The 11,979-nt window shown below is 38.9% G+C and carries 11 protein-coding genes; all 11 read left to right on the top strand.

Annotation, left to right across the window (positions count from 1 at the left end; translation table 11 throughout):
• Nucleotides 1-192: 192 nt before the first annotated feature.
• Entirely contained in the window at nucleotides 193-966 is a 774-nt protein-coding gene (locus AS180_RS01465) for a CheR family methyltransferase (protein WP_025908790.1), read from the top strand.
• Nucleotides 967-1,092: 126 nt separating this feature from the next.
• Nucleotides 1,093-2,265, top strand: a complete 1,173-nt coding sequence (gene aroC / locus AS180_RS01460; protein WP_025908791.1) for a chorismate synthase — start codon at nucleotides 1,093-1,095, stop codon at nucleotides 2,263-2,265.
• A complete protein-coding gene (gene aroB / locus AS180_RS01455) occupies nucleotides 2,265-3,353 on the top strand; it encodes a 3-dehydroquinate synthase (RefSeq protein ID WP_025908792.1) in 1,089 nt (362 codons plus the stop codon). Before aroC ends, aroB begins: the two co-directional genes overlap by 1 nt.
• 254 nt (nucleotides 3,354-3,607) lie before the next feature.
• Nucleotides 3,608-5,125: an anthranilate synthase component I gene (trpE, locus tag AS180_RS01450; RefSeq protein WP_025908793.1), complete on the top strand. Its 1,518-nt coding sequence runs from the start codon at nucleotides 3,608-3,610 to the stop codon at nucleotides 5,123-5,125.
• Nucleotides 5,118-6,140: an anthranilate phosphoribosyltransferase gene (gene trpD / locus AS180_RS01445; RefSeq protein ID WP_025908794.1), complete on the top strand. Its 1,023-nt coding sequence runs from the start codon at nucleotides 5,118-5,120 to the stop codon at nucleotides 6,138-6,140. Before trpE ends, trpD begins: the two co-directional genes overlap by 8 nt.
• Nucleotides 6,133-6,900 (top strand): indole-3-glycerol phosphate synthase TrpC, encoded by a 768-nt coding sequence (gene trpC, locus AS180_RS01440; RefSeq protein ID WP_025908795.1) that lies wholly within the window; start codon nucleotides 6,133-6,135, stop codon nucleotides 6,898-6,900. The genes trpD and trpC overlap by 8 nt, the downstream gene beginning before the upstream one ends.
• On the top strand, nucleotides 6,890-7,531 hold the full coding sequence (locus AS180_RS01435; RefSeq protein WP_025908796.1) for a phosphoribosylanthranilate isomerase: 642 nt from the start codon (nucleotides 6,890-6,892) through the stop codon (nucleotides 7,529-7,531). Before trpC ends, AS180_RS01435 begins: the two co-directional genes overlap by 11 nt.
• A complete protein-coding gene (trpB, locus tag AS180_RS01430) occupies nucleotides 7,509-8,723 on the top strand; it encodes a tryptophan synthase subunit beta (protein WP_025908797.1) in 1,215 nt (404 codons plus the stop codon). Before AS180_RS01435 ends, trpB begins: the two co-directional genes overlap by 23 nt.
• Entirely contained in the window at nucleotides 8,710-9,525 is an 816-nt protein-coding gene (trpA, locus tag AS180_RS01425; protein WP_025908798.1) for a tryptophan synthase subunit alpha, read from the top strand. Before trpB ends, trpA begins: the two co-directional genes overlap by 14 nt.
• Nucleotides 9,526-9,529: 4 nt before the next feature.
• Entirely contained in the window at nucleotides 9,530-10,633 is a 1,104-nt protein-coding gene (gene hisC / locus AS180_RS01420; RefSeq protein ID WP_025908799.1) for a histidinol-phosphate transaminase, read from the top strand.
• A 64-nt stretch (nucleotides 10,634-10,697) separates the two neighbouring features.
• Complete coding sequence (locus AS180_RS01415) at nucleotides 10,698-11,798, top strand: prephenate dehydrogenase (RefSeq protein ID WP_025908800.1); 1,101 nt, start codon at nucleotides 10,698-10,700, stop codon at nucleotides 11,796-11,798.
• Nucleotides 11,799-11,979: the final 181 nt, after the last annotated feature.

The following is an 11,979-nucleotide window of genomic DNA, read 5'->3' as shown; positions in this document are numbered from 1 at the left end:
CCGTAGCGCAATGGAACGAACGTGTTCAGACAAACTAAAGAGATGGGAACAGCTATTGTTCGTCTCTTAGAAGCAATCATTTTGTTATGTCCCAAACTCTTTTTTCTATGGAGAAATTTAACATCGATAAACGAGATTCCGATATAATGGAATAAAAAGAAATATGTAATATGATAGATAGGGGTCTTATTTATGACAAATGAATATGAAGAGTTTGTTCGCAAAATTAAGCTGAAAACAGGTATCGACTTGTCGTTATATAAAGAGGCACAAATGAAACGAAGGTTAGTATCTTTATATGAAAAGAAAGGGTTTACTAGTTTCCATACCTATTATCAAGCCCTAGCTTATCAAGAGGATTTATTGACTGAATTTTTAGATAGAATCACAATTAATGTTTCAGAGTTTTATCGAAATCGAAAGCGTTGGGAAGTGTTAGAAGAAACGATTCTACCTCAGTTAACAAAGGGGAACGAAACGCTAAAAGTCTGGAGCGCGGCATGTTCTACGGGAGAGGAACCATACACATTAGCGATGGTTTTATCTTCATACTATCCGCTTTCACACATTAAAATTTTAGCCACAGATTTGGATGAAACGGTTATTGAAAAAGCCAAAATAGGGTTGTATGCAGAAAAATCACTACAAGAAGTGCCGGTACATATAAAAAACAAGTATTTTACTAGTCAAGGATTGTTTTACAAAGTAAACGATGAGATTAAAAAGACGGTTACTTTTAAGAAACATAATTTACTTGCGGATCCCTTTTCACAACAGTTTGACTTAATTGTTTGTCGCAATGTGCTTATTTATTTCACTGAAGAGGCAAAGCATCAGCTTTATCAGAAGTTTTCGGATTCATTGAGAAAGGGAGGCGTCTTTTTTGTGGGAAGTACAGAGCAAGTATTTCAACCTCAGAAATATGGATTGGAAGTAGTAGATACGTTTTTTTATCGCAAATTATAATAGGGGCAGTAAAGAGTGCGTTCGCTTTTTTTTTGTGGTGAAGTAACATAGAGTATGGTATAGTCATATTTAAAAATAAAAATTCAGACGATTTCCTGAAAAATACATAATAGTGGAGGTAGAAAGATGAGATACTTAACAGCAGGAGAGTCGCATGGCCCACAATTGACGACCATTCTAGAGGGTGTTCCAGCAGGGCTACCTTTAACTGCGGAAGATGTAAACACAGAGCTTGCGCGTAGACAAAAAGGACATGGAAGAGGGCGTCGTATGCAAATTGAAACCGATCAGGTAGAAATTGTGAGTGGCGTTCGCCATGGCTACACGCTTGGATCTCCTATTGCGCTGGTTGTTGAAAATAACGATTGGAAGCATTGGACAAAGATTATGGGCATTGAGCCAATTTCTGAAGAAGAAGCCGAAGACGTAAAGCGAAAAATCTCACGCCCACGACCTGGACATGCAGATTTAAATGGCGCAATTAAATATGGACATCGCGATATGAGAAATGTATTAGAGCGTTCCTCAGCGCGTGAAACAACGGTTCGCGTTGCGGCTGGTGCAGTAGCAAAGCAAATTTTAGCTCAGTTTGGAATTAAAGTGGCAGGACATGTGCGTGAAATTGGGGGAATTAAAGCTAATCCTCCAGCATATGAAACTCTTGAACAACTCCAGGAAGTTACAGAGCGATCACCGGTTAGGTGTTTTGATGCAGCTGTTGAAAAAGATATGATGCAAGCGATTGATGATGCAAAAGAAGCTGGAGATTCAATCGGCGGAATTGTTGAAGTCATCGTGGAAGGTATGCCAGCTGGTGTTGGTAGCTATGTACACTATGATCGTAAATTAGATGCTAAAATTGCTGCGGCTGTAATGAGTATTAATGCGTTTAAAGGGGTTGAATTTGGCCTTGGTTTTGAAGCTGCTCGAAAGCCTGGTAGCGAAGTTCATGATGAAATTTTGTGGGATGAAAAAAATGGATACACAAGACGAACAAACCGTTTAGGTGGTTTTGAAGGTGGGATGACTACGGGAATGCCTATTGTTGTTAGAGGTGTTATGAAGCCAATCCCAACGCTCTATAAGCCATTGAAAAGTGTTGATGTTGAAACGAAAGAACCATTTGAAGCAAGTATTGAACGTTCAGATAGCTGTGCGGTTCCTGCAGCTAGTGTCGTAGCCGAAGCAGTTGTTGCGTGGGAGTTAGCATCTGCAATCGTAGAACAGTTTGGCCAAGACCAAATTGAAACGATTGCTGAAAATATTAAGCAGATGCGTGAATATGCGAGGGGATTTTAATGGAACAAATTCAAATTGAAACCAAGTCTAAAACATATCCTCTTTATCTAGGTGAAAACATTCTATCTAAACTTCCATCAGTTATCGAAAGCGTAAAGCCAAATGCTTCACAAATTTTAGTGTTGACAGATGAAGCAGTAAACGAGTGCTACGGAGATAAAATGATGGACGCTTTATCTTCGTATTCAACGGTTTATAAATACGTACTGCCTAGCGGTGAACAAGCGAAATCCTTTGAACATTACTATGCGTGTCAAACGTTTGCTTTAGAAAAGCAGCTGGATCGTAATGCTCTTATTATTGCATTTGGAGGAGGGGTAATTGGAGACTTAGCTGGCTTTGTTGCAGCAACTTATATGCGTGGTATCTCATTCATTCAGGTTCCAACAACCCTTCTTGCCCACGATAGTGCAGTCGGTGGAAAGGTAGCAATTAATCATGAACTAGGAAAAAATATGATTGGTGCGTTCTTTCAGCCAGAAGCTGTCTTTTATGACATTGAATTATTAAATACCTTACCTGAAAAAGAATGGCGTTCCGGTTTTGCTGAAGTGATTAAACATGCGTTAATTCATGACGTGGAATTCTATCAATGGCTGAAAACAACGATTAAAACGTTAAGTGATTTACGAGAGAATGCATTAATCCACGCGCTTAAAAAAGGAATCTCTGTTAAAGCAGCGATAGTGAAAGAAGATGAAATGGAAGCGGGTGTTCGAGCGCATTTAAACTTCGGACATACGTTAGGTCATGCCATTGAATCAGAATGTGGATATGGGAAAATTAGCCACGGGGAAGCGGTAGCAATTGGAATGCTTTTCGCCATGGATGTAAGCAACGCTTTAGGAAAAACAGCGTTTCCAGTATCCGAAATTGCTTCATGGTTTAAACAGTTTGGTTATCAAACATCGATTCCTTCACACTTAGAAAAAGAACGTTTATTAAAGAAAATGCAGGCTGATAAAAAGTCTAAGCAAAGTGACGTGTATATGGTCTTGCTCGAAGAAATTGGTCAACCTTATGTTCAAAAGGTGGAAGACGGTCTTATTTTAAACCTGTTAAGTCAGCAATTAGAGAATTCTAATTAAAAAAGTCTCATGGTTGACAATTTTTAGATGAACGTAATACAATGTAGATAGTTTAGAGTTAGTAATAAGTAGTTTAGTTGAGTTTAGGGTAGACGAGAATGAGATAGTTGAGAAGAGCTGAGTCTAGTTAAAATATGACATTCGTTTACCCAAAGGCATGCTTTTTTTTGATATGTCTTTGGGTTTATTTATAATATCTTCTAAAAACACCTCACTATTTCTCATTCTCCATTTGAAATGGAGGAATGAATCACATGACAAACACGTATACTTCCTTTCTGGAAGACTCTTCACACTTTTTAACAATTCCTATCACAAAGACGTTATATGTTGACAGCTTGACCCCAGTTGATCTGTTTCAGCGGGTGCAGGATGAAGCAGTCTATTTACTTGAAAGTAACGATGATACATCACCTTGGTCCAACTATTCATTTATTGGATTAAATCCTTTTTTATATGTTGCGGAAGAAAATGGTGAGTACATCATTAAAGACCGCTATTTACAACCGCGGTTTTCAGCTTCTAGCTTTAAAAATGCTGTTCAAACAGTGGATGAGCATTTTAAAGTAAAGCTTCCTGATCTGCCGCTTCCCTTTAAAGGTGGTGCAGTTGGTTTTATTAGTTATGATGCGGTTTCACAAATTGAAAAAGTACAGGTCAATAAAGAAAATGACTTACAGATGCCAACATTTCATTTTATGTATTGCGAAACGCTATTAGCATACAATCACCAATCAAAAGAGTTAGTTCTTCTCCGCTATGTTCAGCTTAACGAAGGGGATACAGAGGCAGAAAAAAGTAAAAAGTATCAGCTTGCAGTTGAAGATATCAATTCGTATGTTAATCAAATAGTGAATCCCTCAACAAACAAGTTACCGCTTGTCTTTAATTCAGAACAAAAAGACGTAACGTTTAAAGGTGTAACTTCTTCGTACGAGAAAGAGCAGTTTATGAACGACGTTAACAAAATTAAAGAGTATATCAAAAGCGGTGACGTCTTTCAGGCGGTTTTATCCCAACGTTTTCAAGTTCCAACGAAAGCTTCTGGGTTTGATATTTACAGAGTATTGCGACTAGTTAACCCGTCTCCTTATTTATTTTATGTCAAAGTAGACGGTGTGGAATTAATCGGTAGCTCTCCAGAAAAGCTTATTGGAATCGAAAATGGTGAATTAGAAATTCATCCTATCGCTGGAACAAGACGTAGAGGACGGAACGAAGAAGAAGATCAGCATATGTACGAAGATTTAATCCAAGATGAAAAAGAACGTGCTGAACACTATATGCTAGTCGACTTAGCGCGTAATGATATTGGAAGAGTAGCTAAATACGGTAGCGTACAGACACCGGTATTAATGGAGTTGGTTAAATTTTCACACGTCATGCACTTAATTTCTAAAGTAACGGGAACTATTAGCCCAAGCGTTCATCCAATTGATGCTTTGCTAGCTGCCTTTCCAGCTGGGACAGTATCAGGTGCGCCAAAGGTGAGAGCCATGCAAATTTTAAATGAAATTGAACCTGTTGCACGTAATGTATATGCAGGAACCGTTGCTTATTTAGGGTTTGATGGGAATATTGATTCTTGTATTGCCATTCGAACAATTGTCTTAAAAGATGAAGTAGCTTATGTACAGGCTGGTGCTGGTATTGTAGCAGACTCTAAGCCAGAGCTAGAATGGAAAGAAACCCGTAACAAAGCGAGTGCCTTAATTAAAACGATTCAAATCGCTCAAGATATCTACGATAAAAAGGAGAATGTGTATGTTTAAAGAACTGCTATCAAAATGCTTAAATGGCGAAACGTTATCAGCTGTAGAAGCACAAGAGCTTATGAATGACATTATGAATGGGCAAGTTCCACCTACACAAATTGCAGGTATCCTTACTTTGTTAACTTACCGAGGCGAAACAGTTGAGGAAATCGTCGGCTTTGTTAAAGGGATGAGAAATAACATGAACATAATCTCCATTAGGTATGAAAACGTGATTGATACATGTGGAACTGGAGGAGATGGGGCGTCAACGTTTAATATTTCTACAGCAAGTGCTATTGTGGCATCAGCAGCTGGTGTAAAAGTAGCAAAGCATGGCAATCGTGCCGTTTCATCAAAAAGCGGAAGTGCGGATGTACTAGAGAGATTAGGAGTGGATATTCAAGGAGAGAAGACTGAAGTTGAAGAAGCGCTTGAACGTGTCAACATGTCATTTCTATTCGCTCCTCTTTATCACCCAGCTATGAAGCATGTTGCTCAAATACGCCGAGAATTAGGGTTTCGTACAGTTTTCAATGCGCTGGGTCCTTTAGCTAATCCCACAAATTGCAGCAAGCAGGTAATTGGTGTGTATTCAATCGATTTAGCAAGAAAGCTTGCGCAAGCTTTAGTACAGCTTAAAGCTAAACATGTACTGCTAGTTTGTGGTCGAGATGGTCTAGACGAAATAAGCGTAACGACTGAAACAGACGTAGTGGAAGTGAAAGATGAGCGCGTTGTAGAGTATATGCTGTCTCCTGAATCACTAGGTGTCCAAAGGGGAACTATGAAAGAGCTTATAGTAAATGATGCGGCAGAAAGCGCAGCTCTTATTCAATCAATCTTTAAAAACGGTGAGAACAAAATTGCACAGTCAGCGGTTGCTGTGAACGCAGCAGCTGCCATATATGTAAGTGGTGCTGTTCAAACACTAGAGCAAGGAGTCGTTGAAGCGATGCGAATCATCGAAAGCGGTCAGGCATTCGAACAGCTCCAGCGTTTAAAATCTGAAGAGGTGGTTAATCGTGCTTAACAAAATTATTGAAACCAAAAAACAAGAAGTAGCAAACTTAGTGCTACCAGATCCTGTTCAAGTAGAGAAAGTGTCATTCTTAGAAGCTCTTGCAAATTCAAACCGTATGCTTTCACTGATTGCAGAAGTGAAAAAAGCATCCCCTTCAAAAGGACTGATTCAACGAAACTTTAACCCTGTTACGATTGCTAAAGCGTACGAAGCAGGAAAAGCAGATGCCCTCTCAGTTTTAACAGATGAGCAGTATTTTATGGGCCACCGGGCATATTTGACTGAAATAAAACAAAACGTAAACCTTCCTGTTTTGAGAAAAGACTTTATTATTGATGAGCTTCAAGTTGAGGAAAGTGCTCGCATCGGTGCAGATGCTATTCTATTAATTGGAGAAGTCCTTGAGCCTGTACATTTAAAGGAGTTATATGAACAAGCAGGTGAGCTAGGGCTTGATTGTTTAGTTGAGGTTCATTCAGCTGAGACATTAGAACAAATTTTACGCGTGTTAACACCACAGATTATTGGCGTTAATAATCGTAATTTGCGCACGTTTGAGACATCCATTACCCAAACAAAGGATATTGCTCCCCTTATTCCAAAGGATAGCTTATTTGTTAGTGAAAGCGGAATTTATGAATATAAAGACCTTACTTATGTAAAAGAAGCCGGTGCAAAAGCAGTTCTAGTTGGAGAGTCATTAATGAAACAAGATAATCAGCAAGCAGCGATTGGAAATCTATTCGGAGAAACAAGTCATGCACATTAAGTACTGCGGTATCCAAACAATTGAAGATTTTCAATTAGCAAAGGCTGGACTTGCTGATTACGTAGGCTTTATCTTTTATTCGAAAAGTAAGCGGTACGTTACGCCAGAAAAAGTTCAGGTTATGAACTGTTCAGGCTTTGAAATGAAAAAAGTGGGCGTGTTTGTGAATGGAGCTCCTAGCGAGGTATTAGAAACAGCGGTGAAAGCAGACTTACAGGTGATTCAATGTCATGGAAATGAATCACCTGAAGAACTTATTTTTTATAAAAATGTTGGCTATGAAGTTTGGAAAGCTTTGCCTCATGGTCCACAGACGCTACAAGCCATGGAGCGTTATAAAGGCGTTGTTGATGGCTATGTAATTGATAGTAAAGTCAAAGAACAATTTGGCGGAACGGGCGTTGCGTTTGACTGGAATTTTGTCCCGGCCTATACCAATACGGCTCGCTCTTATAGCAAGAAATGCTTTATTGCAGGTGGAATCACAGAATCTAATATTGATAGCTTAATGTACTATCACCCAGATGGTATCGATCTATCAAGTGGAATTGAAAGTGACGGTAAAAAAGATCAACAAAAAATAAAGCGTATCGAAAGGAAGATTTTACATGACATACAATCATCCAGATGAATTTGGTAGATTTGGAGAATTTGGTGGAAAATATGTACCTGAAACGTTAATGAAGCCATTGGAAGAAGTAGAGAAAGCTTTGGATGAAGCTATGCAGGACCCAGCTTTTAAAGAAGAGTATTTATTTCTTCTTAAAAATTATTCAGGAAGACCTACAGCCCTAACTTATGCAGATAACTTAACAAATAAACTGGGTGGAGCGAAGATTTACTTAAAACGCGAAGACTTGAATCATACTGGAGCTCATAAGATCAATAATGCGATTGGACAAATTTTGTTAGCAAAGCGCATGGGGAAAAAGAAAATCATTGCTGAAACAGGTGCTGGTCAGCACGGCGTGGCTACGGCCACGGTGGCTGCTAAGTTTGGTATGGAATGCAAAGTGTTTATGGGAGAGGAAGATATTGAGCGCCAAGCATTAAACGTATTTCGTATGAAACTATTAGGAGCAGAAGTTATTCCAGCTACTTCAGGCACAAAAACCTTAAAGGATGCAACAAATGAAGCGATCCGTTACTGGGTTCAGCACTGTGAGGATCATTTTTATTTAATTGGTTCCGCTATTGGTCCGCATCCTTACCCAAAAATGGTTCGTGATTTTCAAAAAATTATTGGAGAGGAAGCAAAACAGCAGTTTCTACAGGCGGAAGGCAAGCTTCCTAATACGGTAATTGCTTGTGTTGGTGGTGGTAGCAACGCGATCGGGATGTTCTACGACTTTATTAAGGACGAAAGGGTAGAGCTTATAGGAGTAGAAGCTGGAGGAAAAGGTGTTCATACACAGCTTCATGCTGCCAAAATGGAAAAAGGAACTAAAGGCGTTATTCACGGGACGTTAACGTATCTATTGCAAGATGAAAATGGTCAAATTACAGAGCCTTATTCGATTTCAGCAGGACTTGACTATCCTGGAATTGGCCCAGAGCACTCTCACTTATCTTCAATAGGAAGAGTAAGGTATGAAAGCGTAACGGATGATGAGTCGATTGAAGCGCTTCAGCTACTGTCGAAAACAGAAGGAATTATTCCAGCAATTGAATCAGCACATGCGCTTGCTAAAGCATTTGAGGTAGCAAAAACTAAGACAAAAGATGAAAGTATTTTGATTTGTTTATCAGGACGAGGGGATAAAGATGTTCACACTCTTGTTAATTTATTAGAAAGGAAGGAAAAAGAATATGAGCACATTTAAGCAGCGATTACCCAAACATGATACGCTATTTATTCCTTTTATTACAGCCGGAGATCCGCATGAAGATGTCACGATAGAGCTTGCTTTAGCTTTGCAAAAAGAAGGAGCTTCTGTATTGGAGTTAGGCGTTCCATATTCCGACCCTTTAGCGGATGGACCGATCATTCAAGCGGCTTCTAGCCGTGCACTTGCTCAGGGAATGTCTATATCAAAAGCAATTAAACTTGTGCCAAAAATGAGAAAAAAAGGAGTGGAAATTCCGATTATTCTCTTTACCTATTTTAATCCTGTGTTACAATTAGGTTTAGAATCCTTTTTCGCTTTAGTGCGAGAAAATGAAATTGATGGTGTATTAATTCCTGACTTACCCTATGAAGAAAGTACAGAGATTCGCACCCTTGCTGAGCAAAACGAAGTAGCTTATATTTCAATGGTTGCTCCAACATCTAAAGAGCGTATTGAAAAAATCTCCAAAGATGCAACAGGCTTTTTATACTGCGTATCATCCCTTGGCGTAACTGGAATTCGAGAAACGCTTCCTGAGGACTTAGATTCATTTTTAAAGGAAGTTAAGGCTTCGACGTCCATACCCGTTGCTGTGGGGTTTGGTATTTCAACAAGCCACCAGGTTGAAGTATTAAAAGAATACACGGATGGTATTGTAATTGGTAGTGCAATTGTTCACAAAGTTGCGGAACTTCAATCGGTACTTTTAAATAAGGAGACAAGGTCAGAAGGAATAGCAAGTTTTCAAGCGTATATAGCGTCCATCGTTTCACCGATACAAAAATGCGAGGTGTAACAAGTTGAAAGTAAAAGAGCAATTATTAACATTATCTCCATATAAGCCAGGCAAGCCCATTGAGGAAGTTAAAAAAGAATACAACTTAGAAACTGTTGTGAAGCTAGCATCTAATGAGAATCCGTATGGCTGTTCAAATCGCGTGAAGGAAGCTATTTACGAAGAGCTTAATCATATGGCACTTTATCCAGACGGCTATAGTGCAGAATTAAGAACAGCACTGGCTGAATATTTACATGTCAAAGGTGAGCAGCTTATTTTTGGGAACGGTTCAGATGAAGTTATTCAAATTATTTGCCGTGCTTTACTATCACCAGAAACAAATACGGTGATGGCAACGCCGACATTCCCTCAATACCGTCACAATGCGGTAATTGAAGGAGCTGAAATTCGTGAGGTTCCGCTTCGAAACGGTGACCACGACCTGTCGGCAATGTTAAGCGCAATTGATGAACAAACGACTGTCGTTTGGGTATGTAGCCCCAATAATCCAACCGGTACCTATGTAAAGCAAAAAGACCTGATGGAATTTATTAAGCAAGTTCCAAAGCATACGCTGATTGTTATGGATGAAGCATATTATGAATACGCAGCACAAGAAGAGGACTTTCCACAAACTGTAGATCTACTGGATGAGTACGAGAATTTAATTGTACTACGTACGTTTTCAAAAGCTTATGGATTGGCTTCACTTCGAATTGGGTACGGCATTGCAAATGAAGCATTATTACAAAGAATAGAACCTGCTCGTGAGCCGTTTAATACAAGTCGTATGGCTCAAAAAGCGGCGATTGAAGCTTTGAAAGATCAAGACTTTATTAATGAGTGCAAGCGTAAAAATGAAGATGGTTTACAGCAATACTATGCATTTTGCGAAAAGAACGGTTTGAATTACTATCCTTCTTACACTAACTTTGTACTAATTGATTTTGGTCAACCAGGCGATGAAGTATTCCAATTTCTATTGGAAAGAGGGTATATTGTTCGTTCTGGCAACGCATTAGGCTTCCCTACATCTGTACGGATTACAATTGGGACAAAAGAGCAAAATGAACAAATTATTCAATTACTTCAAGAGTATGTGAGTAAACATAAATCATTTGCATAATAATGTAGAAATGAGAGTGTGAGATCACACTCTCATTTCATATGTGAAATACGAGGTGACAAAGGTGACAGGAACAGTTTTTGTAATTGGGATGGGCCTAATTGGTGGTTCGTTAGCGTTAAATATAAAGAATACATATGAATCAATGCATATTATTGGTTACGATATTAATGAAGAGCAGGTAAAACTAGCAAAATCGCTAACTGTTATTGACGAAATAAGTAGTTCAATTGAAGCTGGAGCTAAAAAAGCTGATTTCATTGTTATTGCTGTGCCTGTTACACAAGCCGTTCAAGTTGTGCAAAGATTAGAAAGTATTCCTTTGAAAAAAGAGGTTATTGTTACGGATGTTGGGAGTACAAAAGAACAAATCGTTCAAACGGCTTCATGCTTACTTTCAAAAGGGATTCAATTTATTGGCGGTCATCCAATGGCTGGTTCTCATAAAAGTGGTGTCACAGCATCTAAAGCTCACTTGTTTGAAAATGCAATGTATGTGTTAACTCCTTCTCCTCATACGGAAAAAGAGGCTGTTAATAGACTTAAAAAATTACTGGCAGGTACAAAAGCTAATATCATTGTTCTTTCACCAAAAGAACATGATAAGCTTGCAGGTGTTATCAGTCATTTTCCTCATATCATTGCAGCTAGTCTTGTGCATCAAGCAGAGCATTATCAGCAAGGAAATCCTCTTGTTTCTAAGTTAGCAGCGGGTGGTTTTCGTGATATTACTCGAATTGCATCGAGCAGTCCAGCGATGTGGAGAGATATTTTACTTCATAATCAAGATGCGTTACTTCAAATGTTCGACTATTGGTTAGATGAGATGCACAATGTGCGTAGTATGATTGAGAAGAGAAATGCTGAGAATATCTATGCGTATTTTTCTCAGGCAAAAGAATTTCGCGATCAGCTTCCGGTGCGTTCAAAAGGAGCGATACCCTCTTTTTATGATCTATATGTAGATGTTCCTGACTATCTGGGTATCATTTCAGAAGTAACAGGATATCTAGCAGAAGAAGAAATTAGCATTACAAACATCCGAATTCTAGAAACGCGCGTAGATATCTATGGTGTTTTAAGACTCAGTTTTCAAACCGATGAAGATCGTAAAAAAGCAAAAGTGTGCTTAGAGGGCCGAGGTTATCAAACGTTTATTTCATAATGTAGTTGCAAGAGACTGAGATATAAGTAGTTCAGTCCTTACTATACCTGAACGATTGAGAGTTCATAACTTTTAATCGTTCAGGTTTTTTTGGTTGATTGTGAAAACAATGTTGGAAACAGGGTGGAATGGAGCGTAGGACACTCGACTCCTGCGGGAAAGAGAGGGAAAACGGAGATCC

It is taken from the genome of Priestia veravalensis (assembly GCF_001457055.1).
Classification (GTDB): Bacteria; Bacillota; Bacilli; order Bacillales; family Bacillaceae_H; genus Priestia; species Priestia flexa.
Note: the sequence above shows the minus strand (reverse complement) of the source record. Positions and strands in the feature narration are given on the sequence as shown.